Genomic DNA, 25,604 nt, shown 5'->3' with positions numbered 1-25,604 from the left:
TCACGGCCGGGACATCATGGTCGGCACAGCGCGGTCAGGGGGCGGTGCAGGGCGCCTTCCCTGATGCTCCTGAGCACACCGGCCGAGCCGACGAAGAGCGCGTCGGGCAGCGCGTCCAAGGGCCAGAACTCCCAGCGCAGACAGCGGTCCGGTTCGCGTACGCGGATGTCGCCGGTGTAGACCACGACCTCCACGCCGACCTGCATGTGGTGATTGGCGGCCGGGTCCGGGTCGGTCACGCAGGCGACCCGCAGGCCGAGCGCCTCGATGCCGGTCTCCTCGGCCAGTTCGCGGCGGGCCGCGCCCATCAGGGACTCGCCCACTTCCAGATGGCCGCCGGGCAGGCCCCAGGTGCCGGCGCCGAAGCCGCCCGCGCGCAGGCCGAGCAGTACGTCGCCGCCCAGCCGGACGATGGCCTGGACTCCGACGCGTACCTGTGTCGTCATCGGGAACTCCTCAGACGTGGATAGGTACTGTCAAAATTCTTGACGTTCCTGTCGAGAGTGATCAAATCGGCGGGCCGGAGCGTGCCGTCCGCCAGCCTCTCGAAAAGATTCCCGATTCTTCGTTCGCCATCCTTGTCGACGACGACGATCTCGCAGTCCGGATCGATGAAGAAGTAACTGCCGGTTCGGGTGGCGTTGCGGTACACCCGCAAGGTCACGCCGTACTCCTCGGCGGCCTCCTCGCACTCCTTCACCACCTCCTCGAACACGTCGTCCCCGATGGAGAGCCAGTCCCGGTTGTCCGCGCCGTAGTTGGTCTCCGACATCTGGTAGACCTTCCACACATGAGGGAGGGAACCCTCGTCCTCGATCAGATCGAGGACCCGCGGGGCGCCCTTGACGTTGAGGCGCGTCACGACCGTGCCCAGTTTCACCTGGACGTGCTGATGGTTCTTGCGCACTTCCCTCAGCAGCCCGAGCACCTTCTCGCGGTGCGGCGCGGCGCCGCCGGTGCGCATCAGCCCGTGCTCCGTGCCGTCTTTGGACTCCAGGGGCAGGGCGAGCCAGGAGAGGCCCGGAAGGATGCGCTCCATGGTCCTCAGCGGGGCGAGGCCGTTGGTGCTGAGGACGACGCGGGGGCGCAGACCGTCCGTGTCGGGACGGCTCAAGGCCGCCACGAGATCGGGGAGATAGCCGAGCAGAGTCGGTTCTCCACCGGAGAGGACGACGCCCCGCACGCCGCCGTCCCGCAGGGCGGCGGTCACCTCCCGGGCGGTCTCCCAGGACATGGACGGGACGTCGTGGCGCGGCCCGAAACAGAAGGGGCAGCTGAGATTGCAACGGCCGATGGGGCGCAGATCTACGAATGCGGGCAGTTGCATGGAGGGACCCTATGGGGTCCATGGGGCCGCGAGCGCCCGGACTCACACCTTCCGCTGAACAATTCTCGTTCGGCTGCGCTAGCCCGCGATGAAGCGCTCCAGCGCCTCCACCACCAGCGCGTGGTCCTCCACCTGCGGCAACCCCGAAACCACCACCGCGCCGACGACCCCCGCGCCCTCGACCGCGAGCGGGAACGCGCCGCCGTGCGCCGCGTACATGCCGGGGTCCAGGCGGGAGGAGTCCTCGAAGGTCGTGCCCTTGGCGCGGAAGCGGGAGCCGACCAGGTAGGACGAGCAGCCGTAGCGCTCGACGACGCGGCGCTTGCGGGCGATCCAGGCGTCGTTGTCCGGGGTGGAGCCGGGCAGCGCCGCGTGGAAGAGCTGCTGGCCGCCCCGGGTGATGTCGATCGCCACCGGGGCACGGCGCTCGCGGGCCAGCTCCACGAGGAGGGTGCCGAGCGCCCACGCGTCGTCATAGGTGAAGCGGGACAGGACCAGGCGGCGCTCCTGGGCCTCCAGTTCGTCGATGGCCGGCGCGGCGGGCTGGGCGGGCTTGGCGGGTGTGGGCGCGGCGGCGTCGCGTGCGGCGGTCACAGCGTCACCGTCACACCGTCGCGGGCCGAGCGGCGGGCCGCCTCCAGGACGTCCAGGGCGGCGGCGGCCTGGTGCGCGGTGACGGGGTTCTCGCCGGTGCCGCGCAAGGCGTCGGCGATCGCCGCGTAGTACGCGGGGTAGTCGCCGGGCAGCGTCGGCACGGGGCGGCCGCCGCCGGTCGCCGGGGACTCCCCGGAGCCGATCCGGCCCCACATCGTCTCGGGCTCCACGCCCCAAGGGTCCTGCGTGCTCTGCGCGTCCCGCGTGTTCTGCGCCTCCCGCGTGTTCTGCGTGGCGGGGCGCCTGCCGTCGCGCAGGGCCGCCTCCTGCGGGTCGAGGCCGTACTTCACGTACCCGGCCTTCGACCCGAGGGCGCGGAAGCGCGGGCCCAGCTGGGCGGTGGTGGCGCTCACGTACAGGTGCGAGCGGACGCTGTTCGCGTGGGTGATCGCGATGAACGTGTCGTCGTCGGCCTCCGCGCCGGGGCGGCGGACGTCCGATTCGGCGTACACGCTCACGGCCGGGCCGAAGAGGACCAGGGCCTGGTCGACGACGTGGCTGCCCAGGTCGTAGAGGAGACCTCCGATCTCCTCCGGGTTCCCGGACTCGCGCCAGCCGCCCTTGGGCTTCGGCCGCCACCGCTCGAAGCGGGACTCGAAGCGCCATACGTCGCCCAGCTCGCCGTCCGCGAGGAGCTGACGCAGCGTACGGAAGTCGTTGTCCCAGCGGCGGTTCTGGAAGACGGAGAGGAGCAGCCCGCGCTCGTCGGCGAGGGCCGCCAGCTCGCGCGCCTCGGCGGACGTGCCCGCGATCGGCTTGTCGACGACCACCGGCAGGCCCGCCTTGAGGGCGGCCGTGGCGAGCGATACGTGCGTCTTGTTCGGGGACGCGACGACGATCAGGTCCAGCTCGTCCGCCCGCTCCCACAGCTCGTCGGCGGAGGCCGCGCGGCGCAGGCCGTCGCCGAACTCGGCGCGGGCCCGCGCCTGCCGCTCGGGGTTCGACGTCACGACCGTGTCGAGGACGAGGCCCTCGGTGGCGGCGATCAGCGGGGCGTGGAAGACGGAGCCCGCGAGACCGTATCCGACGAGGCCGACGCGGAGGGGGGAGCGGGAGCCCGAGGGGCCTGTACCAGTCATGCCTTCCACTTAAGCAACGGTGTTGCCAAAGTGCAAGCGGAAGAGACAATGGCTCCGTGAAGCCGTACGTGAACAGGGCGAACCCCGGAGTGAACCTGCCGGCGCTGCGCGGGCACAACGCCGCGCTCGTGCTCGATCTGCTGCGCACGGCGGGTGAGGCGGGCATAAGCCGCCTGGAGCTGGCCGAGCGAACCGGGCTCACCCCGCAGGCCGTCAGCAAGATCACCGCCCGGCTGCGGGCCGAGGGGCTGGCCGCGGAGGCGGGCCGCCGCGCCTCGACGGGCGGCAAGCCGCGCACCGTGCTGCGCCTGGTGCCCGACGCGGGCCACGCGGTCGGCCTCCACCTGGACCGCGACGCGCTGACGGCGGTCCTCGTCGACCTGACCGGCACGGTGGTCGCGGAACGCCACGCGCCGCTCGCCTTCGGCGCGGGGGCGGAGGCGGTCGTGGAGGCGGCGGCGGGGGAGGTGCGGGGGCTTCTGGCGGAGTCGGGTGACGGTGCGGCCGACGGGACCCTTTCCGGGGTCGGGGTCGCGCTGCCCGGGCCGCTCGATCATGTGGGCGGGGTGCTGCGGCGCGTGACCGGGTTTCCCGGGTGGGAAGGGTTTCCGCTGCGGGACGCGCTGGCGGAGCGGCTCGGGCTGCCGGTCGTCGTCGACAAGGACACCAACGCCGCCGCTCTCGGCCTGGCCCTCGCGGGCGCCGTCGACTCCTTCGCGTATCTGCATCTGGGCACGGGACTCGGCGCCGGACTCGTCCTCGGCGGCTCCGTCCACCGGGGCGCCCGCACCGGCGCGGGCGAATTCGGCCACCAGGTGCTCCAGTTGGACGGCCCGCCCTGCGAGTGCGGGGACCGCGGCTGCGTCGAGGCGCTCTGCCTCGCGGCCGTCGCCCGGGGCCAGCTCGACGAGGCCGCGCGGGTGCTGGGCACGGCCGCGGGGAACCTGGTCGGGCTGCTCGACATCGACCGCGTCCTGCTCGGCGGGCGGACCGTGTTCGCCGCCGAGGAGCTGTTCGTACGAGGTGTGGGCGCCGTCGTCGCCGAGCGCGTCCGGCGTGGCGGCGGGGAGGCGGAGGTGTCCGTCGCGCTCGCCCCGGGAGGGGAGCGCGGGGTCGCGGAGGGCGCGGCCCAGCTTGTCCTCGCGCCCCTTTTCGGCCGCGCGAACGTGGCCTTCCCCGCCAATCGCGATTGACGGGATCTCGACTGATCGTGCGGTTCCGGGACGGCCGATCGGGCCTACCGGGGGGTGGCGCCACGGCGCCGCCCGGCCCGCGTGGCAGGGTCCGTGGCAGGGACTCCCCGTCACCCCCGCTTTGCCGATCGGTGTTCAGCTCAGCAAAGGTCTGCCATGCGATTCCGCAGTTCCGTCACCTTCGGCGTCGCCACCACCGTCGCCGCCGCCCTCACGTCCGCCACGGCCGGGACGTCCGCCGCGGTGGCGCAGCCCGGTCTCGCGGCGGCGCAGCCCGGTCTCGCGGCGGCCTCCCCCCAGGTGCGGCAGCAGCGGAGCGCCGACGTGGACCCGCCCACCTGCGCCACCGCCGACAGCGCCGCCTTCCCCATCGACACCCGCATCCAGGAGGGCCCCGCCGCCTACCGCCCTGGCGGCGACCGGCAGGGCTGGACGATCGACCTCACCAACGCCACCGGAGAGCCCTGCGCCGGCATCCACCCGATCCTGGTCCTCGTCGACCAGCGGCAGCCGATGCGGTCGGACCAGATCCGGCTGGAGTTCCACGACGGGACGCGCTGGCGGCCCGTGCGGTTCGAGCGGACCGACCAGGACGAGCACGTCGGCGTCTTCGACGACGGCTTCCCCGGTTTCACGGTCGGCCCCGGCAGCACCGTCACCGTCAAGGTCCGGCTCGGCTTCACCGACGGCACCCGGCCCACCCGCGTCGTGGCGTCCGCCGCGCTCGTCCAGCGCAGGGACGACGACGGCGACTGGGTCGGCGATTCCAACGACTACACGTTCGCCATCGCGGACGACGCCCCCGACGACCCGTCCGGCACCGCGCCGCCGCCGCGGCCCGAACCGGCCGAGCAGCTGGCACAGACCGGCCCCGCCGTCCTGCTCGGCCTGGGGGCCGCCGCCGGCGCCCTCGTCCTCGGCGGCGCCGCCGCCCTGCTGGCGCGCTACCGGCGCCTTCGGGCGGGCGGCCGCTGACGCCGACGGTCACTTCGCCGGCCGGCCTTCCGTTCACCTTCCGGTTCACGTACGTCTGCGAACATCCCCGCGTGGACAAACCGAACCCCGTACCCGCCCCCGCGTCCCCTCCCGCGCACCTGCTCGACCAGGCGCCCGGCGCCCCCATCCGCTCCGGCATCCCCGAGCACGGGCGCATCCCGAAGTACTACGCGGTGAAGGCCAGGATCGCCGCTCTCACCGACGAGTTGGGGGACGGGCAGCCCCTGCCCACCGAGCGGGACCTCGCCGTGCGGTACGAGGTGGCGCGCGAGACCGTACGCCAGGCGCTGCGCGAACTCCTCCTGGAGGGGCGGCTGCGCAGGCAGGGCCGCGGCACCGTCGTCGCGGGCCCCAAGCTGGAGCAGCCCCTGTCCCTGGCGAGCTACACCGAAGGCGTACGGAGGCAGGGGCGGACGCCCGGCCGCCACCTCATCTCCCTCGACCGCTTCCCGTGCCCGGCCGCGCTCGCCGCGGAGACCGGCGCCGACGTGGGCGAACCCGTCTGGCACATGGAGCGCGTGCTGCTCGCCGACGACGAACGGGTCGGCCTGGAGAGCACGTACGTATCCGTGGCGCGGGTGCCGCGCCTCGACCGCGACTTCGAGCCCGACTCGTCCTTCTACGCCTATCTGCGCGACCGGCTCGGCGTCTCCTTCGGGGACGCCGACGAGCGGATCGAGACGGTCCTCGCCACCCCGCGCGAGGCCCTGCTCATCGGGACGCCTCCCGCGCTGCCCATGCTGCTGATCCACCGGCTCTCCCGCGACACGGCGGGCCGCCCGCTGGAGCGGGTGCGCACGCTCTACCGGGGCGACCGGTTCTCGTTCACCACGCACCTCGGCCGTGACCACAGCGGGTGAAGGTCACGGCAGGATAACGGGTCTGGTCCAAGCTTGGGTGGCCGTTCACCGTCCCGTCGCCGTTCCGCCCCGCGCGGGCCACCCGCCCGCAGGAGCGTTGCCGGCGTGAGAGTCATCGTCGTAGGAGCCGGCGTGGTGGGAACCATGCACGCCTGGCACGCAGTGGAACGCGGCCACGAGGTCGTACAGATCGAGCGCGAGAGCGAGGCCCGCGGCGCGTCGCTGCGCAACTTCGGGCAGATATGGGTGAGCGGCCGCGCGGGCGGCGAGGAGCTGGACACCGCGCTGCGCGCCCGCGAGCTGTGGGAGGGCATCGGCGAGCGCGTGCCGGGCCTCGGCTTCCGGGCCAACGGCTCCCTCACCCTCGTACGCGACGAACGCGAACGCGCGGTCGCCGAGGCCGCGCTCACCCGCCCGGACGCGGCTGCCCGCGGCTACAAGCTGCTGACCGCCGAGGAGGCGCGCGCCCTCAACCCGGCCCTGCGCGGCGAGTTCGTCGCGGGCCTGTGGTGCGAGCGGGACGCGGCGGTGGAGCCCCGCACCGCCCAACTCCGGCTCAGGGAGGTGCTTTCGGCGTCCCCGCGCTACACCTTCCTGCCCGGCCGAGAGGTCCGTGAGGTCGTCGGGGAGAGCGCGGTGCGCGACGACCACGGCGACGTGCACACCGGTGACGTCGTCGTGCTCGCCACCGGCGCCTGGCTCGGCGGCCTCGTGCGCGAGCTGGCCGGGCCCGGACTGCCCGTGCGCCGCGTCCGCCTCCAGATGATGCAGACCGCGCCGCTCGGCGAGCCGCTCACCACGTCCGTCGCCGACGCCGACAGCTTCCGCTACTACCCGGCGTACACGTCGGACGCCCTCGACGCGCTCAACGCCGGGCAGCCGCAGACCCCGACCGCCGCCGCGCACAGGATGCAGCTGCTCATGGTGCAGCGCGAGGACGGCGGCCTGACCATCGGCGACACCCACGAGTACGAGCACCCCTTCGCCTTCGACACCCTCGAAGACCCCTACGACCACCTCACCGAGGTCGTCGAGGGCTTCCTCGGCCGCCCGCTGCCGAGGATCAGGCGGCGCTGGGCCGGGGTGTACGCGCAGTGCGTCGACACCAGCCGGGTCGTGCACCGCCAGCAGGTGCGCGACGGCGTGTGGCTGGTCACCGGGCCCGGCGGGCGCGGCATGACCTGCTCGCCCGCGATCGCCGAGCGGACCGCGAACGAACTGGGATGGTGAGCGAGTTGCCGAAGAACCACATCGGTCTGGTCGTCCTCGACATGGCCGGGACCACCGTCGCCGACGGAGGCCTCGTCGAGCAGGCCTTCTCCGCCGCCGCGGCCGAACTGGGCGTGGAGCCCGGCTCGGCGGACCACGCCGCGAAGCTGGAGTACGTACGCGCCACGATGGGCGAGTCCAAGATCTCCGTCTTCCGGCACCTCTTCGGGGAGGAGACGCTCGCCCAGCGGGCCAACGTCGCCTTCGAGAACGCGTACGGGACGCTGGTCGACGGCGGCCGGATCGCACCGATCGCCGGGGCGCGCGAGGCCGTCGAGCAGCTCAAGGCCGATGGACGGACCGTGGTGTTGACCACCGGGTTCGCCCGCGTCACCCAGGACGCCATCCTGGACGCGCTCGGCTGGCGCGGCCTCGTCGAGCTGACCCTGTGTCCGGCGGACGCGGGCGGCCGCGGCCGGCCCTACCCGGACATGGTGCTCAGCGCCTTCCTGCGGACCGGGGCCGTGGCGGGCGTCCAGGAGGTCGCGGTCGTGGGCGACACCGCGTACGACATGAAGAGCGGGGTACGGGCCGGGGCCGGCGTCGTCGCGGGCGTCCTGACAGGTGCGCACGGAGAGGAGCGGCTGACGGAGCACGGTGCCACGCACGTCCTCACTTCCGTCGCCGAACTGCCCGCCCTGCTGGCGAGGAAGGGCACATGAGCAGCGGCATCCGCTTCGACCGGGTCTCCGTCGCCTACGGCGCGAACACAGTCCTGGACTCGCTCGACCTGACCGTCGAGCCCGGCGAGGTCATGGCCCTGCTCGGGCCCTCCGGTTCCGGCAAGACCACCGCGCTGCGGGCCGTCGCGGGCTTCGTGCGGCCCGCGTCGGGGCGGGTGTTCATCGGGGAGCGCGACGTCACCGGTCTTCCGCCGCACCGGCGCGGGATCGGGATGGTCGTCCAGCAGTACGCCCTCTTTCCGCACATGCGCGTCGAGGACAACGTCGCCTTCGGCATGAAGGCGCGGAAGGTCGCCAAGGCCGAGATCCCCGGGCGGGTCGCCGAGGCCCTGGAGATGACCGGGATGGCCTCGTACGCGCGGCGCTTCCCGCGCGAACTGTCCGGCGGGCAGCAGCAGCGGGTCGCCATCGCGCGGGCGCTCGCCATCCGGCCGGGGGTGCTGCTGCTCGACGAGCCGCTGTCCGCGCTGGACGCGCAGCTGCGGTCGGGGATGCTGGCGGAACTGGCCCGGCTGCACCGCGAGCTGCCCGACGTGTCCATCCTCTACGTCACTCATGACCAGGTGGAGGCGCTGACCCTGGCGGACCGGATCGCCGTCATGGACCGGGCGCGGCTCCAGGACTGCGGGACGCCGCAGGAGCTGTACCGGACACCGCGTACGGAGTTCACGGCTTCCTTCGTCGGCAACGCGAACCTTCTCGCGGTGACGGTGGGGGGCGCCGGGGTGGTGTCCCTCGGGGGCGTCGAGCTGAAGGTCGACACCGGGCGGGTCGCTCCCGGGGTCGGCGCCACACTGTGCGTGCGGCCGCACCTGGTCGGGCTCGGGGACGGGCCCAACCCCGTCACCGGCCGCGTGAGCGAGGTCCAGTGGCGCGGCGCGACACACCGGCTGTACGTCGATGTGGGCGGGGAGCGGCTGAAGGCGGACGTCCGGGAGCTTCGGACGCCGCCGGGCATCGGGGAGACGGTCACCCTGCACTTCGCCCCGGACGACGCGGTGCTGCTCTCCGCAGGGGTGACCGATGGTTAGCCAGCGGGAACGGATGCCCCGCTTCGTGTGGGCGCTGCCCCCGATCGCCGTGCTCGCGATCTTCTTCCTCCACCCCCTCGGCCTCGTCGTCCAGCAGTCCGTGCGGCCCGACAGCGGCGGGACCTCCCTTCAGCCGTACTCCGACGTCTTCGCCTCCGAGGCGTTCAGGGAGGCGCTCGGCACCACCGTGTGGCTGGCGGCCGGGGCGACCGTGGGGTGTCTGGCGCTCGGGTTCGCGCTCGCGCTGGTCATCGCCTTCGTGCCGTTCCCCGGCGCGAAGGCCGTCTCCAAGTTCATCGACGTCTTCCTCTCCTTCCCCTCCTTCCTCATCACTCTCGCCCTGCTCTTCGTCTACGGGACGAAGGGCATGGCCAACGGGGTGTGGACGGACGCGACCGGCGCCGCCGAAGGACCCTTCCAGTTCCTGACGACCCCGTGGGGCGTACTGCTCGCGGAGATCACGTACTTCACGCCCTTCGTCATGCGGCCCCTGCTCGCCGCGTTCTCGCAGATCGACACGGCTCAGATCGAGGTGGCGTCCAGCCTCGGAGCCCGGCCGTGGCGGATCGTGCGCCGCGTCATCCTGCCCGAGGCGCTGCCCGCGCTCGCCGCCGGCGGCAGCCTCGTCCTCGTCATGTGCCTGAACGAGTTCGGGATCGTGCTGTTCACCGGGGCCAAGGGCGTCACGACCCTGCCGATGCTCGTCTACAGCAAGGCGATGCTCGAATCCGACTACCCGGCGGCCTGCGTCGTCGCCGTCGTCAACATCGCGATCTCCGTGGGCCTCTACGGCCTCTACCGGGTGGTGAGCCGTCGTGCTGGTGCATAGCCGCAAGGGCAAGTGGGGCACCTGGGCCCTCTTCCTCGTCCTCTTCCTGCCGCTCTTCGCGCTGCCGCTGCTCGTCATCCTCGCGGCGTCCTTCTCCTCGCACTGGTCGGGCGCCTTCCCGTCCGGTTTCACCACCGGGCACTACGCGGCGGCCACCCGTGGGGAGTCGCTCCAGGCCCTCACCACCAGCCTCGTCACCGCCGTCGGGGCCGGCCTGCTCGCGCTCACCGTCGGGTCCTGGGCCGCGCTCGCCGCCGCCTCGCTGAAGAAGGGCGGCAAGAGGCTGCTCGACGCGCTCTTCGTCCTGCCGGTCGCCGTGCCTTCCGTGGTCGTCGGGCTCGCGGTCCTCGTCGCGTTCTCCAAACCGCCGATGATCCTCAACGGCACGCGCTGGATCGTGATCCTCGCGCACGCCCTTCTCGTCACGGCGTTCGCCTACCAGTCGGTCTCGGCCGCCATCGTGCGTCTCGACCCGGCGTACGAACAGGCCGCCGCCTCGCTCGGCGCCCGGCCCTCGTACGTCCTGTGGAAGGTGAGGCTGCCGCTCCTGCTGCCGTCCCTGAACGCGGCCGCCGGGCTCTGCTTCGCGCTCTCCATGGGCGAGTTGAGCGCCACGATGATGCTCTACCCGCCGGACTGGATGCCGCTCCCCGTGCGGATCCACGCGGCCACCGACCGCGGCTCCACCTTCACCGGCGCCGCCCTCGCGGTGGTCCTGATGGCGGCGACGCTGCTCGTGCTCCTCGCCGTCTCCCGTATCCGCACCCGGGCCTCCTACCGCTGAACCGCCCGCCCTCCCAGGCTCTGCAAGGAGTACACAACGTCATGTCCCGCCTTACGCAGATCAGAACGCTCGCCGCCGTCACCGGCGGCCTCGTCCTCGCCGGGTCCCTCACCGCGTGCGGCGGCTCCGCCGCGTCCGACGAGAAGGTCGTCACCGTCTACAGCGCCGACGGCCTCAAGGGCGAGAACGGCGACGGCTGGTACGACCGGGTCTTCGAGGACTTCGAGAAGAAGACCGGCATCAAGGTGAACTACGTCGAGGGCGGCTCCGGCGAGATGGTGCAGCGCGCCGTCCGCGAGAAGTCCAACACACAGGCCGACGTCATCATCACCCTGCCGCCCTTCATCCAGCAGGCCGACGAGAAGGGGCTGCTCCAGACCTACAGGCCCAAGGGCTCCGAGGAGGTCGACGGCGCAGACAAGGACGCCGACGGCAAGTGGACCTCCGTCGTCAACAACTACTTCGGCTTCATCTACAACAAGAAGGAGCTGAGCGGCGGCAGGGCCCCCACGACGTGGGAGGACCTCACCGACGGCGCGTACAAGGACAAGGTGCAGTACTCCACGCCCGGCGTCGCGGGCGACGGCACCGCCGTGCTCATCAAGGCCATGCACGACTTCGGCGGCAAGGAGCCGGCGATGGCGTATCTGAAGAAGCTCCAGACCAACAACGTCGGCCCGTCCGCGTCCACCGGCAAGCTCGCGCCCAAGGTCGACAAGGGCGAACTGCTCGCCGCCAACGGCGACGTCCAGATGAACTACGCGCAGTCCAAGGACATGCCGAACCTCGGCATCTGGTTCCCCGCCAAGCGGGGTTCCGAGCCGACCACCTTCGCCCTCCCGTACGCCGCCGGGCTCGTCAGCAAGGCGCCGCACAGCGCCAACGCCAGGAAGTTCCTCGACCACCTGCTCAGCCAGAAGGCGCAGCAGCAGGTCAGCGAGGTCGGCGGCGGCTTCGCGGCCCGCAAGGACGTCAAGGCCACCGACGCGAACGCGGTCGCCCTCGACAAGATCATCGACGGTGTCGAGATCTTCGAGCCGGACTGGACGGACATCTCCCAGAACCTCCGTACGTACGTGGAGGACTGGAAGTCGGCGACAGGCAGCTGAACGTAGGGTGGGGGCGTCGGCACAGCGCTGTCCCGGCGCCCCAGCCAACCCGTTCACCGCAGGAGTGCACCCCATGGCAGAGCGCAAGCCCATCGAATCGTGGCTCACCGACATGGACGGCGTGCTCATTCACGAGGGCGTCCCGATCCCCGGCGCCGACGCGTTCATCAAGAGACTGCGCGAGTCCGGCAAGCCCTTCCTTGTGCTGACGAACAACTCCATCTACACCGCGCGCGACCTCCAGGCCCGGCTGACCCGCATGGGCCTCGAAGTGCCCGTCGAGAACATCTGGACCTCCGCGCTGGCCACCGCCAAGTTCCTCGACGACCAGCGGCCCGGCGGCACGGCCTACGTCATCGGCGAGGCGGGGCTCACCACGGCCCTGCACGACATCGGGTACGTCCTCACCGACCACGACCCGGACTACGTGGTGCTCGGCGAGACCCGCACGTACTCCTTCGAGGCCATGACCAAGGCCGTACGTCTCATCAACGGCGGCGCCCGCTTCATCTGCACCAACCCCGACGAGACCGGTCCCTCCACCGAGGGGCCGCTGCCCGCCACCGGGGCCGTCGCCGCGCTGATCACCAAGGCGACCGGCAAGAACCCGTACTTCGCGGGGAAGCCGAATCCGTTGATGATGCGGACAGGGCTGAACGCGATCGGGGCGCATTCGGAGACCAGCGCGATGATCGGTGACCGCATGGACACGGATGTCCTTGCCGGACTGGAGGCGGGGATGGAGACGTTCCTGGTGCTCACGGGGCTTACCTCCCGGGGGGACATCGGGCAGTATCCGTTCCGGCCCTCCACTGTTGTCGACTCCATCGCTGATCTCGTGGATCGGGTTTGAGGCCGCCGCTTCGCGGCGGATGTCTCCCACCCACCCGTTTGCCACGCATCGAGTTGCTAAGAGGGCGGTTGGCTGCGTGAATCTCGTAGTACAGGAGGTTCGCGATGCGTATATGTTCCCTTGCTCTTCGTGTGAGCGGGGTGGCCGTCCTTGTGGGGGCCGCCCTGCCCGCCGGGGCGGCCCAGGCCCATGACGTCGGCTCCGTGCGGGCCACCGTCGTCCCCGCGAGCGCCGCGCCCGGCGCCACCGTGCAGGTGAGCGTCTCGGGCTGCGAGAGCACCACCGGGTCGGCCGGGGCAGGGGCCTTCGAAGGGGAAGCCGAGCTGACCCGGCGGGACGGCGGCGGCACCGACTCGCTCAACGGCAGCGCCAGGATCAGGAACGGCGTCACCGGTTCGTACGAACTCACCGTCATCTGCGACGGCCACCCCCACCAGGGCGTCGGCACCGTCCGGGTGAACCCGCGGAAGCCGGAGAAGTCGACCTCCCCGTCGCAGACCGGTGAGCCGACCTCCCCGGTGCGGGCCGGTGGCGGCGGCACCGCGAAGTTCACCTCCGTCGCGTCCGCCGAGGCGGGCGACGCGGACGAGGCCGGCCCCGGCACCCGGCACGCCGTGGTCGGCCTCGTCCTCGCGGGGGTCGCGGCGGTCGCCGTGGCCTTCCGCAGCGCCCGTCGGCGCCGCTCCGACTGACGGGCGGGGCGAGACCGTGTCCGGCGGTGAACGCCCGCCCGGGGCCGGACGCCCGCTCACCGGCGTCGCCTGGGCGGTCCTCCTGGCCGGCGGTCTGTGGCTGTGGGGCAGCGACCTCATGGACCGGCCGGGCGGCCCGCCCGCCCACGAGCCGTTGGCGCCCGCCCGACCGCAGCGGCTCGACGTGCCGTTCCTGGAGGTCAGGGCCCCGGTGACCGCCCGCGGCCTGGACACCGGGGGCGCGATCGACCCACCGCCGTACGACCGGCCGGACACTGTCGGCTGGTACGGCGGCGGCACCCGCCCCGGAGCCCCGGGCGCCGCCCTCTTCGTAGGCCACGTCGACACCGAGACGAAGCCCGCCGTCTTCTACGATCTCAGCGCGGTGCGCCCCGGCGAGAAGGTCACGGTGGCACGGGACGACGGCACGGTCGCCGAGTTCACGGTCGACGACGTCGAGGTCGTCACCCGCGAACGCTTCGACGCGAAGAAGGCGTACGGCCCCCACGAGGAGGGCCGCGCCGAACTGCGCCTCATCACCTGCGGCGGCACCTTCGACAGGGCCACCCGCAGCTACACGGCCAACGTCATCGTCTCGGCATACCTCACGGGAGTGAGGCGCTGACCCCTCGGGTTCCGGGCCCGTCCACCTGACCCGATCGGCGGCCCGCTCCCCCCGGAGCCGCCGACCGGGCTGGTCCTCGACCGCGCGCGCACGAGCTGCGGGAGAAACCCGGCGCCGGCGCGGGAGGTTCAGACCATCCCGAATCGCGGAATGGCAGACATGGCCGGGGGCTGGGGCCGTCCAACAAACTCTAGGACGAATGAGCGCGTCGGCCTAGAGGGCGTCAGAGGTCGAATAACGCCAAGTCGCGAGCCCCTTTCGCACCGTGATCGCCGCAGGTGGAGCCGGTTACTCAAGAAGGTGGGGACGGGCCCCGCCGAAGCGCTTCACTGTCGATCGTCCCCTTGATCACCTGGGTGGCGACCAGGTCGATGACCTGGCGTTCCCTGCGCGCATAACGCCGCAGCGCCTCAAATGCCTCGTCCATGCCGGTGTTCCAGCGCTCGGCGAGGACGCCTTTGGCCTGTTCGATGCGAATACGGCTGTCCAGCGCCGTCTGGAGCTGTTCCGTGAGCGTTCGGTAACGCGTGAGAGCGCGATGATTGCGCAGGCCCACCGCCGCGGCGTCGGCCAGCGCCTGCGCGATCCCCAACGCGCCTTCCAGAGGCGCCGATTCATGTGCGTGCGTTACGAAGACATTCAGTACGCCGAGTGTCGAACCGCTGTGCCGCAGCGGCACCGCGAAGGTCTCCGCGACGCCGTGCTCGCCGGCCTGCTCGGCGAACGCGGGCCAACGGGCCTTCGCGTCGCCGGAATCGACACGGACCGGTGGCACGGACTTGCCTGTGCCGAAGCTGTCGATACACGGGCCTCCCTGGTGCTGCGCCACCAAAAGGGCGTGCACCACCTCCTGTCGGCGGCTGCCGGGGACGAGATGGATCCCTTCGTTCCCGTCGGCGTACAGCACGCCGGCGCCCTGCACGTCGAGCAGTTCCACCGACTGGTCCGAGACCCGTCGCAGATAGCGTTCGGGGTCGAAGTCGTCGGTCAGCGTGTTCGCGGTCTCCACCAGCACTTCCGCGAGCCGCAGTACGCATGGGCGGTGCGCCATGGCCCTCTCTCCTCCAACTCCCCGCGGACTGCGCCTACCCTTCCACGGCGTGCGGTAACACCTCTGGGTAACAGCTCTCCTACAGCTCTTCCCGCAGGACGGACGGGCCTCGTGGGGAGAGGGGGCGTATGTCAGGATTGAGATACGGACAGTGCACCCAAGGGGGAGTGGATGTACCACAAAGGCACCGGCCGCGGACACGTTTTCGCGGCCAGGGGGGTGAGGACGGGAGTGGCGCTCGCGGGGGCCGCGCTGCTCCTTTCCGGGTGCTCCTCCAGCGGTGACCCGGAGGGCGAGACGTCGGGTCCGCCGGTGAAGCAGCAGCCCAAGGGGGAGGACCCGTACTGGGTCAACCCGCAGGGGAACGCGGCCAAGCAGGTCGCCGCGTACGAGAAGGACGGCAAGAAGGACGACGGCGCGCTCATCCGCAAGATCGCCGAGCAGCCCGTCGCCGAGTGGATCGTCCCGGAGAACGCGGAGGACCAGGCGCGCGGCTTCACCGAGGCCGCCGACAAGGCCGACCGGGACGCCCTGCTCGTCCTCTACAACATCCCGCACCGCGACTGCGGCCAGTACTCGGGCGGCGGCGCGGCCGACGGCAACGCGTACCGGCAGTTCGTCGACCAGGTCGCCAAGGGCATCGGCGATCGCCGCGCCACGGTGATCCTGGAACCGGACGCCGTGCTCCACATGGTCGACAACTGCACGCCCGAACAGTTCCACGAGGAGCGGTACGACCTTCTCAAGGGCGCCATCGGCAAGCTCAAGTCCCTGAAGAACACCAAGGTGTACCTCGACGCGGGCAACGCGGGCTGGCAGAACCCCGACTCGCTCTGGGAGCCCCTGAAGCGCTCCGGCGTCGAGCAGGCCGACGGCTTCTCGGTGAACGTCTCCAACTTCCAGACCACCGAGGCCAGTACGGAGTTCGGCAGGAAACTGTCGGCGAAGATCGGCGACAAGCCGTTCGTCATCGACACGGGGCGCAACGGCAACGGGCCGTACGACAAGGGCAAGGACTCCTGGTGCAACCCGCCGGGCCGCGCGCTCGGCGAGGCGCCCACCACGAAGACCGGCGATCCGCTCGTCGACGCGTATCTGTGGGTCAAGCGGCCCGGTGAGTCCGACGGGACATGCCGGGGCGGCCCCAAGGCGGGGCAGTGGTGGCCCGAGTACGCGCTGGGCCTCGCGAAGAACGCCGGTTGAGGAGAGCCCCGTCAGCGGCGCCCATCACGGGGTGCTGCCGACGGGGCACCGCTCACGGCACGTGGACCCAGCGGGCCTTGCTCGGGGTTCCCTGATCGTCCGTCACGAAGAGCATGTACCAGCCTGATTCGACCAGGCTGCGGTTCTTCGGGACCGTCACCGTGACCTTGCCCTTCGACTTCTTCAGGTCCAGCGCGATCGACGTCTGGTCGATGTCCGTGACGTGCGTGGAGGCGCTCGGCCTGATGAGACGGGCCGTCTTGATGGCGGAGGAGTGCTTGGTCGGGAAGGTCCCCGACTCGCCCCGCTCGATCGTCTTCGGCCCCTTGCCGAGGCTCGGCTGCGAGCCGTGGTACAGGTAAGGCGGCGTGTAGATCTCGATGCGCTGTTCGAAGACGCCGGGCTTGGTGTTGGCCTTGTCGGCGTAGAGCGAGTCGGAGCCGAAGAACATCACGCGGCCGTCGGGCAGCAGGATCGAACCGGAGTGGTAGTTGCGGCCCACCTCCGGGTCGGCGACCCGCCGCATCTCACCCGTCCTGGCGTCGTAGATCCGCGCCTGGTGGATGTTGGAGTCGCTGCGCCCGCGGTAGTCCTCGGAGCCGCCGGAGATCAGCACGGTGTCGTCCGGGAGCGTCGATATCTGCGGGTAGCGGGTGCCCTTCTCCAGGGAGGGGCCGTCGACGAACCGCGGCTCGTCCGCTTTCAGGTCGACGACGCGGGTCTTCTCGCTGGACTCCTTGGACTCGCCGACACCGCCCCCGCCGACCACCATGTACTTCTGGTCCTGCGCGGGCGGCAGCTCGACCGTGCCGGAGGTCTCCAGAAGCTTCTGGTCGCTCAGGCCCGGGATGCCCCGCCACTTGTTGGTCTTCAGGTCCCAGATGCCCGGCTTGCGGCCGACGTCGTCGGGGCCGTACCCCGCGTTCGAACCGGAGTAGAACAGCTTGCCGTCGGTCATCTGGAAGATCGCCGGGTACGTCGGGAACTGCCGGATGCCCTTGGTGTACGTCCACTTCTTGGTCTTCGGGTCGTACACCTCGTTCTTGCCCGGCACCAGCTGGCCGATCTCGTCGAGCCCCGAGGTGGAGAGGATTTTGCCGTCGGTGAGCGTGGTCAGCGTGGGGTACCAGCGCGCCTCGTTCATCGGGTCGACCTTGATGTACCGCTCGGCGACCGGGTCGAACTCGAAGGCGTCCTTGATGCCCTGGAAGTCCTTCTTGTCCAGGGCGAGCTTCTGCGCCATGCCATAGACGTTGCGGGTGTCGGAGCCCTTCAGGCCCTGGATGCGGTAGTTGTCCTGGGTGCCCGTCTCGTGCTTGGTGCCGCTCTTCGCCGCCTCGACATAGACGCGGCCGAGGCCCGGCTCGGTGCGCAGGAACCTGCCGGTCTGCTTGTCGAAGACCTTCTTCGCCTTCTCCACGAGGATGTTGTCCTGGGAGACGAACGTCTTGCCGTTCTTCTTGCCCGTGAACTTCGTCCCCGCGGGGATCGTCTTCGGCTCGTCCGGGTCCTCGTTGTGGACGATCATCAGGCCGCCGGCCTTGGTGATGTCGCCCTTCAGCTTCTCGTAGCGCTGCGTGCCGCCCGCGATCAGCAGATTGCCGTTGCCCAGCTGGGTGTGGCCCGTGCAGAACAGGTCGGTGGGCGTCGGGATCTTCTTGATGGTCCCCTTGACCGGGTCCCACAGGCGGGTGTCGAACTTCTTCTTGTCGAAGTTCTTCTGGTTGTTGCCGGAACCGGCGACCAGGAGCACCTTGCCGGTGTGCAGCAGGGCCGCGTGGATCGTGTTCTGCCGGTACTCCTCGGGGAAGTCCACGACGTCCCAGTGGCCGTTGTCCGCCTTGTACTCCGGCTTGTTGATCTTGTAGTCGTGGTACTTCTCGGAGCCCACGCGCCACAGCCAGGGGCCGTTCATCCCTGCCAGCGCAAGGACGACCGCCGCGCCTATCGCGATGCGGCGGGCACGGCGGCGGCTGGAACGGTCTTTCATTTGTTATGTCCCCCAAGGGAAATCTGCATGGTCTGGTCGGGCGCCGCCCAGCTGGGCTTCTGCTGCGGAACGATCACGTCCGGCGCGGGCGGTCCGGGCTTCTTCTTGTCCTTCCGCATGCCCCAGCGCCACGCGAAGATCGGCGCCGCCGTGATCAGCAGGGCGAACGTGGCCCAGATGATCATCGCGGGGTGGGAGTGCCCGTACACGAAGGAGGCGGCCATCGAGCCACCGAAGACCAGGATGAAGAACAGGTGGATCCGGAAGGTCCCGAACAGCGTGTCCGGGCTCGCCGAGTCGCCCTTGGGGGTCACCACGAACTTGCTCTTGCGGCGCAGGGCCGCGTCGAGGAGCGAGCGGGCGTAGATCGGCGCGGAGAGGGCCGACATCACCATGCCCGCCACACCGCCGGAGCCCTCGGGCTCGTGCGGGGAGACGTTGTGCCTGCGGTTCCAGATGTAGAGGCCGATCTGGAGCGCGGAGGCGTTGCCGTACAGCATCAGCCAGATGGTCGGGTCGATGTTCACGCCGGAGGCCCCGAGGCCCAGGAACAGCGCGCAGCTCAGCGCGGCCAGGATCCAGTTCATGGCGGACATCGGGTAGAAGATGACCATCATCGTGTAGTTGAAGAGGCGGCCCGGGGGCAGCGAGAACGGCGCCTTCCAGAACTGCTTGAGGATCGTCTCGTACGTCCCGCGCGACCACCGCAGCTGCTGCGTGAAGAAGTCCGTCCAGGCGTTGGGCCCCTCGCCGACCGCGAGCACGTCCGGCGTGTACACGGACTTCCACTTCTTGCCGGTCGCCGGGTTCGTGGCCCGGTGGATCTCGAAGCCCGTGGCCATGTCCTCGGTGATCGAGTCGTACAGGCCACCGATCTGCTTCAGGGCCCTGATGCGCACGGCGTTGCTCGTGCCGACGAACATCGGCGCGCCGTAGGCGTTGCCCGCCCGCTGGATCAGCGCGTGGAAGAGGAACTGCTGCGACTCGGCGGCCTTGGTGACGAAGTTGTCGTAGTTGCCGTAGACCTGCGGGCCGATGACGAAGCCGACGTTCTCGTCGCGGAAGAAGCCGAGCATCCGCTCCAGGTAGTTCGGCATCGGGACGTGGTCGGTGTCCACGGAAGCGAAGTAGTCGTAGTCGTCGCCGTGCGCGTCCAGCCAGGCGTTGTAGTTGCCGTGCTTCGTCTTGGCGCGGTGCGGGCCCTTCGCCATGTTCCACTTCGCGACGCCCTTGCGCGAGAAGTGGTGCACGCCGAGCCGCCGGCAGACCTCCTTGACCTCCGGGTCGTCACCCTCGTCGAGGAGCCATACGTGCATCGGACCGCGGTGACGGATCCTGACCGCGGCCTCCAGTGTCTTCGTCACCATCTCGATCGGCTCCTTGCCGGGCACGAACGAGGTGAGGAAGGCGACTCTGGTGCCCGTCTCGGGCACCACGGGTATCGGGTCGCGGGCCACCAGCGTCGCGTGCGCGTTGGAGAGCACGTTCATGCAGCGGAAGAACTCGATCAGGCCGATCGAGACGAGCATGACGACGTCGAGGACCGGCAGCCAGTCGTTCGCGACGTAGTCCCGCTCCGTCCAGTGCTCGGGCTGCAGCAGCCAGCCGAGCAGGACGAGGGAGAGCAGTGGGGCCGCGCCCAGCATCAGCGCGGCCCGAATCCTGTGCGGCTCCTGCGAGAGGAGCGAGCGGTACTTCACCCGGTACGGCTTGCTCGGGTCCGGCTGGGTCAGCGGGCCGGCGAGCCGGCTGTAGTGCTCGTAGTCGTACCGCGGCAGGGTCTTCTTGATTCGGCGGAAACCGCCCGTCCTGTGCGATGGCACCCGCAGCTGGGTCGTCTGTGACGGGTCGTTCTGCCGCGCGCCCGTCGGCGTCGACGTCATGAGTCATCCCCCCGCACGCGGTCACGCCGCGTGTTCGTTGGTCCTTCCGTCCGCCCGGATCCCCCTCGACCCCGCGAACGCGTCAGTGGCAGGCCACCGTCCCCTTAGACATGGAACGACAACCTTCCGGTTGCATGATGCCCCCCTCGGCATCGCCTCATGAACGGGGACCCCCATCCCTGCCCCGCCGCGGACCGCACGAGCCCCCAATTGCCCGGCATCGTCCGCCTCATGTGAGCCAATGGCTCCAGAACAGGGTTCTACGCCCTACAGCGTGATCGCAAGGGCGATACAAGGTGTTTACCGGTCATAGGAGCGATTTTTGGCGTCTATGGAGACAGGTGAGGTCAGACGCGTTCGAATGTTGCCGAAGTGTTCCCGTATGGCCCGCTCGGCGCGGAGGGCGTCCCCCGAGCGCACCGCCGCCAGGATCTCCCGGTGCTGGCGGCAGGTGATCCTCGGGTCCTGCGGCACGTCCACCAGATCCGTGCGGACCTTGTGGAAGGCGTCCCAGAACGCCTCGAGGACCTCGCCGAGGAGGCTGTTGCCGAGGCCGCGGTAGAGCGCCGCGTGGAAGGCGCGGTCGGTCTCGGCGCGCACGGCGCCCTCCGCGGAGGCCGCCTCGGCGTCCATCCGGTCCACCAGGGCGTCGAGCTCGGCGAGGTCGGTCTCCGGGACGCGGCCCGCGAGGCGCGCGATCAGCCCCGTCTCCACGGCCTCGCGCAGCTCCAGGAGCTGGAGCAGGCTGTCCTCGCCGCGGTAGTGGCCCGCGACCGTGCGGAAGGCGAGGCCCTCGATCATCGGCGCGACCGACATCGGACCGACATACGTACCGAAACCGTGCCGGATCTCCACGATCCCCATCGCCTGGAGCGCCTTGAGCGCCTCCCGTACGGAGTTCCTGCTGACGCCGAGGCGCTCCATCAGCTCGGGCTCGGTGGGGAGCGAGGCCCCCGAGGGCAGCCGGGAATCGATGATGAGCTTCTTGATCCGCTCCTGGATGTCGCGCGCCATGGCGCAACCGTAGCGGTAGGGGCGGGAGCGCAGGCCTGGTCCTGAACACGACGAAGGCCCTCCGCGTGAACGGAGGGCCTTCGCTGTCTGTGCGCCGCCAGGGACTCGAACCCCGGACCCGCTGATTAAGAGTCAGCTGCTCTAACCAACTGAGCTAGCGGCGCCTGCTGACCTGGAGAACTCTACCGGATGTCCGGGGGTGCTCCTGACCGGCCGGGGCGCCCGTGCGGGTCCCGGTGGGCCGCCCGGATGTCCGCCCGGAGGCCGGCCCGGAGGTCGGCTACATCATTCGGACCGTCAACATGCGGTATCGCGGGACAGTTGAGAAACTGACGGACGTGCAGATGCGCGGACATTCTTTTCAGGGGTGTGAGGGGAATCGCATGGAGGACGCTCCGGTATTCGAGGAATTCGTTCCCGAGAGCGACTGCGACTGTCCCGGTTGTGTTCATTGGCGGCGCTCCATGGCGCACGCGCTGCCGGTGCGCCTCGGGGGCCACCCGGCGGCGCACGGCGCGCGCCGCGCCCTCGTCCTCGCGGCGGCGGCCGGCACGGTGCTCGGCGGCCAGACGCTGCCGTCGGTGGCCGCCGCCGAGGTGGCCGCCACCGAGGTGGGAGGCCATTCGGCGGCACGGCCCGACCCCCGCCCGGCGGACGACGTACCGGATACGCCGCAGGGCCGCGCGAGCCCGCTGCACGGCGGTTCGGGGACTCCGGCGGCGTCGGTGTACGGCCGGATCACCCGCTCGATGATCATCGAGCGGGCCATGACGTGGGTCACCGCGAAGGTGCCGTACAGCATGGAGAAGTACTGGACCGACGGCTACCGGCAGGACTGCTCGGGCTTTGTCTCGATGGCGTGGAACCTGAGCGGAAACGAATGGACGGGCACCCTCGACAAGTACGGGGTGCCCATTTCCAAGGAGCAGCTCAAGCCCGGCGACATTCTCCTCTTCCACAATCCGGCGAACCCCACCAATGGTTCGCACGTGACGATTTTCGGCGGCTGGACGGACTCCAAACAGACGCATTACATCGCGTACGAACAGACCCGCCCGCACGCCCGCAGACAGGCCACTCCCTATGCCTATTGGACGAACGCGGACCGCTATCTGGCCTATCGCTTCAAGGGCGTGGAGGAGGACGACGACGACCCGACGGATGACGACCCGACGGAGGACGGCACGCCGGACGAGGGCACGACGGTCGAGAGCGCGGCGGTTGAAGGCAAGACGGGTGAGGGCAAGACGGGTGAGGGCAAGGTGGGCGGCTCCGGTTCCACGGAGACGTCGTACCCGGGGGCGGGGTCCTTCGGTCCCGGGGCCAACAACAAGTACGTGACGCAGCTCGGCAAGGCGCTGATCGCCCGGGGCGCCCAGCGCTTCTACCGGTCGGGCCCCGGACCTCGCTGGACCGACGCGGACCGCCGGGCGACACAGGCGTTCCAGCTGGCGCAGGGCTGGTGGGGCGGGAACGCGGACGGGCTGCCGGGGCCGACGACGTGGTCGTACCTGATGAAGGGGAAGGGGCGGAACATCCCCCGGGTGGGCGCGGGCCCGGTCACCGACGGCAGACAGGGCGCGCCCGCCTACCCCGGCAGGGGCGTCTTCCGCCCCGGCCAGTCGCACGCGGCGATCGAACAGCTCGGCAGGCAGCTGGTGAAGAAGGGCTTCGGCAGACACTACGCACGGGGCCCGGGCCGCACCTGGACGGAGACGGACCGCCGCAACGTGGAGGCCTTCCAGCGCGCACAGGGCTGGCGGGGCGCGGCGGCGGACGGCTATCCGGGGCCGGAGACGTGGCGGCGGTTGTTCCGGTGAGGGGTGTGACTCGGGCGTGAAGGTGGGCGAGGCGTGGGCGAGGTGGAGCGCGGGTGCGGTCGGGGCCTGGATGAGGCGGAGGCATGGATGAGGCGGAGGCACAAGTGAGATCGAGGCACGGGTGGAGTGGGGGCGTGGAGGAGGTCGAGGCGCGGTGAGGCGGAGGCGTGGGTGAGGTCGAGGCGTGAATGTGGGCGAGGCACGGGTGGAGTGGGGGCGTGGAGGAGGTCGAGGCGCGGTGAGGCGGAGGCGTGGAGGAGGTCGAGGCGCGGTGAGGCGGAGGCGTGGGTGAGGTCGAGGCGTGAATGTGGGCGAGGCGTGAGTGAGAACGAGGCACGAGTGAGGCGGAGGCATAAATGAGGTGGAGGCGCGGATGAGTGCGACGGCAGCTTCACAGCCACAGTCCCCGCAGTCCGGCGGGGCGCCCGAGTCGGCCGGCGCACGGCCGCCGCGGGTGATCCAGAGCGAGGCCACCACCGAGATCCCCGTCCACCTCCTCTTCCGCGACGATCCGGACGACGCGACGGGCGTCCCCCTGCCACCCGCCGTGGTGCGGAGAAGGCAGGGCACAGGGGAGCAGCCCCGGGCGGCGGCGCGGCGACCCGCGCTCGGGACCGGGACCGGGACTGGGACCGGGACCGGGACTGGGACCGGGACTGGGACCGGGACTGGGGCCGGGGCCAGGACTGGGGCCGGGGCCGGCGTCGGGCCCGGAGTCGGGAGCGCGGCCGGGTCCGTGGCCGCCGCCCCCGCCGACTCCGTGGCGCGCCCCGTGCCCGACGTCGTCGACCCCGCCCTCGCCGAACGGAGGGCGCGCGTCCTGCCCGGCCTCGTCGGCGTGCTCGGCGGCTGCGTGGGCGCCGCCGGCTGCGCGCTGTCGCTGTGGTGGGCGGGGGTGCTGCCCGAGCCCGCCCTTCGGGTGATGGGTATGACGGACGTGGCGGGTGTGACCGGCGTGACCGGCGTGGCAGGTGTGCCGGGTGTCACGGAACTGCCTGGATACAAGGGCGCCGGGCTCGGAGCCGCCCAGTGGATCTCGCTCGCCGGATCGGGGACGCTCGGTCTCTTCGGGTTCGGCGGGCTGGCGCGGGGCCGGGTCGGCAGGGCGTGGGTGCTCAGCCTCTTCGGCCGCTACCGGGGCACCGTCCGCCGCACCGGCCTGCTGTGGGTGAACCCCCTGCTGCTGCGCCGCCGCGTCGACGTACGCCTGCGGCACTGGAGGAGCGAACCGATGGCCGCCGTGGACCGGGGCGGGGTGGCGCTGCGGGTCGTCGTCCTCGTCGTATGGCGGGTCAAGGACCCCGCGCGGGCGACGCTCGCGGTCGAGGACCACCAGGAGTACCTGCGGCAGTGCGTGGAGGCGACGACGGCCCGGGTGCTCTCGCGGCTGCCCGCCGACGCCTTCCACGACGACGCCCCGGCCCTGCGCGACGCCCCCACCCTCCGTGACGCCGACGCCGTCGGCGCGGCGCTGACCCAGGCGCTCGCCGCCGACGCCGAGGCGGTCGGCGTCGAGGTCTTCTCGGCCCAGCCGACCCGGATCGAGTACGCCCCCGAGGTCGCCGCCGCGATGCAGCGCCGCCGGGTCGCCGCGCTCGACGCACGGCACCGCGACACCGTACTGACCTCGGTGGTCGACTCGGTGGAGGACACCGTGACACGGCTGACCACGCGAGGCCTGGTGGAGCTGGACGACTACGAGCGCAAGGCATTGGTGAAGGACCTGACGGTGGCGTTCTGCACGGGCCACGGGGAGCACCGCTAGGCCGGCCACGTCCCACGGTGAACACGCGGAGACGGCCGCCGGTCGATGCGGACGGATCCTCTCCATGATTGGTATGGACATGTTCAACTAACGGCAATAATCTGAGACTTGGTCTAGACCGCAGTGCGCGCACGTCCCACGGAACTCCCCACGTTCGGTCAGGAGCGGCACATGCGAAACAAGAAAATGTACGCGGCCATGGTCGGCCTCACCACGGTCGGCGCGTTCGCGCTCTCCGCCGGTGGCGCCAGCAGCCACGGCTACACGGACCTGCCGGCCAGCCGGCAGATCAACTGCGCCAAGGGCGTGGTGACCAACTGCGGTTCCATCCAGTACGAACCGCAGAGCGTCGAGGGCCCCAAGGGCTTCCCCGCCGGCGGCCCCGCCGACGGCAAGATCTGTTCGGCGGGCATAGCGGGCTTCAACCAGCTCAACTCGCCAAAAACACCAGGGGGCGGAGCCTGGCCCACGACGGCGGTGAGCGGCGGGCAGAACTACACGTTCCGCTGGCAGTTCACCGCGCGCCACCGCACCACGGACTTCAAGTACTACATCACCAAGCAGGGCTGGGACGACAGCAAGCCGGTGACCAGGGCCGCTCTGGACACCACGCCGTTCCTCAGCGTCCCGTACAACAGTCAGCAGCCGCCCGCGACGCTCTCGCACAGCGGCACCATCCCCGGCGGACGCAGCGGGCATCACGTGATCGTCGCGGTCTGGACGATCGCGGACACGGCCAACGCGTTCTATGCCTGTTCGGACGTCAAGTTCTGATTCCCGGCACTGCCTGAGGACTTCCCCTCACCCCACGGGCGGGTTCCGTGTACGCCGTGCACGACCTCACGGTGTACGCGGAACCGCTCACCCGCCCTCCCCATTTGACGCGCCGTCAGT

At 70.8% G+C, this 25,604-nt stretch carries 24 protein-coding genes and 1 tRNA gene; 16 read left to right on the top strand and 9 right to left on the bottom strand.

What is annotated here, in order from left to right; genetic code table 11:
• Positions 1–14: 14 nt before the first annotated feature.
• From ACWDZ7_RS31685 to ACWDZ7_RS31670, 4 genes are all read right to left on the bottom strand, one after another.
• Positions 15–446: a nucleotide triphosphate diphosphatase NUDT15 gene (locus ACWDZ7_RS31685; RefSeq protein WP_451801766.1), complete on the bottom strand. Its 432-nt coding sequence runs from the start codon at positions 444–446 to the stop codon at positions 15–17.
• Positions 443–1,327 (bottom strand): radical SAM protein, encoded by an 885-nt coding sequence (locus tag ACWDZ7_RS31680; RefSeq protein WP_451801764.1) that lies wholly within the window; start codon positions 1,325–1,327, stop codon positions 443–445. Before ACWDZ7_RS31680 ends, ACWDZ7_RS31685 begins: the two co-directional genes overlap by 4 nt.
• 78 nt (positions 1,328–1,405) lie before the next feature.
• The gene (locus ACWDZ7_RS31675) at positions 1,406–1,921 is read right to left on the bottom strand and encodes a heme-degrading domain-containing protein (RefSeq protein ID WP_451801763.1); all 516 of its coding nucleotides are present in this window, start codon (positions 1,919–1,921) and stop codon (positions 1,406–1,408) included.
• Entirely contained in the window at positions 1,918–3,060 is a 1,143-nt protein-coding gene (locus ACWDZ7_RS31670; protein WP_451801761.1) for a Gfo/Idh/MocA family oxidoreductase, read from the bottom strand. The genes ACWDZ7_RS31675 and ACWDZ7_RS31670 overlap by 4 nt, the downstream gene beginning before the upstream one ends.
• Positions 3,061–3,116: 56 nt before the next feature.
• Here ACWDZ7_RS31670 and ACWDZ7_RS31665 point away from each other — a divergent pair, with 56 nt between their 5' ends.
• The 12 genes from ACWDZ7_RS31665 (at position 3,117) to ACWDZ7_RS31610 (ending at position 13,984) form a co-directional block, all read left to right on the top strand.
• Positions 3,117–4,253 carry an ROK family transcriptional regulator gene (locus ACWDZ7_RS31665; RefSeq protein WP_451801760.1) on the top strand — a complete coding sequence of 379 codons (1,137 nt, stop codon included), beginning with the start codon at positions 3,117–3,119 and terminating at the stop codon, positions 4,251–4,253.
• 156 nt (positions 4,254–4,409) lie between these two features.
• Positions 4,410–5,228: a hypothetical protein gene (locus tag ACWDZ7_RS31660; protein ID WP_451801758.1), complete on the top strand. Its 819-nt coding sequence runs from the start codon at positions 4,410–4,412 to the stop codon at positions 5,226–5,228.
• A 71-nt stretch (positions 5,229–5,299) separates the two neighbouring features.
• Positions 5,300–6,109, top strand: a complete 810-nt coding sequence (locus ACWDZ7_RS31655; RefSeq protein WP_451801757.1) for a GntR family transcriptional regulator — start codon at positions 5,300–5,302, stop codon at positions 6,107–6,109.
• A 105-nt stretch (positions 6,110–6,214) separates the two neighbouring features.
• Complete coding sequence (locus tag ACWDZ7_RS31650; protein ID WP_451801756.1) at positions 6,215–7,339, top strand: TIGR03364 family FAD-dependent oxidoreductase; 1,125 nt, start codon at positions 6,215–6,217, stop codon at positions 7,337–7,339.
• Between the two features lie 5 nt (positions 7,340–7,344).
• Positions 7,345–8,040, top strand: a complete 696-nt coding sequence (locus ACWDZ7_RS31645; protein ID WP_451801754.1) for a phosphonatase-like hydrolase — start codon at positions 7,345–7,347, stop codon at positions 8,038–8,040.
• The gene (locus tag ACWDZ7_RS31640; RefSeq protein WP_451801753.1) at positions 8,037–9,092 is read left to right on the top strand and encodes an ABC transporter ATP-binding protein; all 1,056 of its coding nucleotides are present in this window, start codon (positions 8,037–8,039) and stop codon (positions 9,090–9,092) included. Before ACWDZ7_RS31645 ends, ACWDZ7_RS31640 begins: the two co-directional genes overlap by 4 nt.
• Entirely contained in the window at positions 9,085–9,921 is an 837-nt protein-coding gene (locus ACWDZ7_RS31635; RefSeq protein WP_451801752.1) for a 2-aminoethylphosphonate ABC transporter permease subunit, read from the top strand. Before ACWDZ7_RS31640 ends, ACWDZ7_RS31635 begins: the two co-directional genes overlap by 8 nt.
• Entirely contained in the window at positions 9,908–10,705 is a 798-nt protein-coding gene (locus ACWDZ7_RS31630) for an ABC transporter permease (RefSeq protein ID WP_451801750.1), read from the top strand. The genes ACWDZ7_RS31635 and ACWDZ7_RS31630 overlap by 14 nt, the downstream gene beginning before the upstream one ends.
• Positions 10,706–10,746: 41 nt before the next feature.
• Positions 10,747–11,814 (top strand): 2-aminoethylphosphonate ABC transporter substrate-binding protein, encoded by a 1,068-nt coding sequence (locus ACWDZ7_RS31625; RefSeq protein WP_451801748.1) that lies wholly within the window; start codon positions 10,747–10,749, stop codon positions 11,812–11,814.
• Positions 11,815–11,887: 73 nt separating this feature from the next.
• A complete protein-coding gene (locus ACWDZ7_RS31620) occupies positions 11,888–12,667 on the top strand; it encodes an HAD-IIA family hydrolase (RefSeq protein ID WP_451801747.1) in 780 nt (259 codons plus the stop codon).
• Between the two features lie 131 nt (positions 12,668–12,798).
• Positions 12,799–13,359, top strand: a complete 561-nt coding sequence (locus tag ACWDZ7_RS31615) for a hypothetical protein (protein WP_451801745.1) — start codon at positions 12,799–12,801, stop codon at positions 13,357–13,359.
• Positions 13,360–13,375: 16 nt separating this feature from the next.
• The gene (locus tag ACWDZ7_RS31610; RefSeq protein WP_451801744.1) at positions 13,376–13,984 is read left to right on the top strand and encodes a class F sortase; all 609 of its coding nucleotides are present in this window, start codon (positions 13,376–13,378) and stop codon (positions 13,982–13,984) included.
• Between the two features lie 292 nt (positions 13,985–14,276).
• On the opposite strand, the gene ACWDZ7_RS31605 is transcribed toward ACWDZ7_RS31610, so the two are convergent.
• Positions 14,277–15,035: an ANTAR domain-containing protein gene (locus tag ACWDZ7_RS31605; RefSeq protein WP_451801743.1), complete on the bottom strand. Its 759-nt coding sequence runs from the start codon at positions 15,033–15,035 to the stop codon at positions 14,277–14,279.
• Between the two features lie 171 nt (positions 15,036–15,206).
• Between ACWDZ7_RS31605 and ACWDZ7_RS31600 the strand changes: the two genes are divergently transcribed.
• Complete coding sequence (locus tag ACWDZ7_RS31600) at positions 15,207–16,238, top strand: glycoside hydrolase family 6 protein (protein ID WP_451801741.1); 1,032 nt, start codon at positions 15,207–15,209, stop codon at positions 16,236–16,238.
• A gap of 52 nt (positions 16,239–16,290) precedes the next feature.
• Here the strand turns inward: ACWDZ7_RS31600 and ACWDZ7_RS31595 are convergent, their stop codons facing one another.
• The 4 genes from ACWDZ7_RS31595 to ACWDZ7_RS31580 form a co-directional block, all read right to left on the bottom strand.
• Positions 16,291–18,228 (bottom strand): galactose oxidase-like domain-containing protein, encoded by a 1,938-nt coding sequence (locus ACWDZ7_RS31595; protein ID WP_451801739.1) that lies wholly within the window; start codon positions 18,226–18,228, stop codon positions 16,291–16,293.
• Positions 18,225–20,111 carry a glycosyltransferase family 2 protein gene (locus ACWDZ7_RS31590; RefSeq protein ID WP_451801738.1) on the bottom strand — a complete coding sequence of 629 codons (1,887 nt, stop codon included), beginning with the start codon at positions 20,109–20,111 and terminating at the stop codon, positions 18,225–18,227. The genes ACWDZ7_RS31595 and ACWDZ7_RS31590 overlap by 4 nt, the downstream gene beginning before the upstream one ends.
• A gap of 300 nt (positions 20,112–20,411) precedes the next feature.
• Positions 20,412–21,125, bottom strand: a complete 714-nt coding sequence (locus tag ACWDZ7_RS31585) for a FadR/GntR family transcriptional regulator (protein WP_451801736.1) — start codon at positions 21,123–21,125, stop codon at positions 20,412–20,414.
• 90 nt (positions 21,126–21,215) lie between these two features.
• Positions 21,216–21,289: transfer RNA gene (locus tag ACWDZ7_RS31580), tRNA-Lys, on the bottom strand.
• A gap of 219 nt (positions 21,290–21,508) precedes the next feature.
• On the opposite strand from ACWDZ7_RS31580, the gene ACWDZ7_RS31575 reads away from it, so the two are divergent.
• From ACWDZ7_RS31575 to ACWDZ7_RS31565, 3 genes are all read left to right on the top strand, one after another.
• Positions 21,509–22,945, top strand: coding sequence for a peptidoglycan-binding protein (locus tag ACWDZ7_RS31575; RefSeq protein ID WP_451801735.1), 1,437 nt, complete (start codon positions 21,509–21,511; stop codon positions 22,943–22,945).
• A 373-nt stretch (positions 22,946–23,318) separates the two neighbouring features.
• Positions 23,319–24,710 carry an SPFH domain-containing protein gene (locus ACWDZ7_RS31570; protein ID WP_451801734.1) on the top strand — a complete coding sequence of 464 codons (1,392 nt, stop codon included), beginning with the start codon at positions 23,319–23,321 and terminating at the stop codon, positions 24,708–24,710.
• Between the two features lie 171 nt (positions 24,711–24,881).
• On the top strand, positions 24,882–25,484 hold the full coding sequence (locus ACWDZ7_RS31565; RefSeq protein WP_451801732.1) for a lytic polysaccharide monooxygenase auxiliary activity family 9 protein: 603 nt from the start codon (positions 24,882–24,884) through the stop codon (positions 25,482–25,484).
• Positions 25,485–25,604 lie beyond the last annotated feature (120 nt).

Source organism: Streptomyces sp. NPDC003032 (assembly GCF_053591415.1).
Note: the sequence above shows the minus strand (reverse complement) of the source record. Positions and strands in the feature narration are given on the sequence as shown.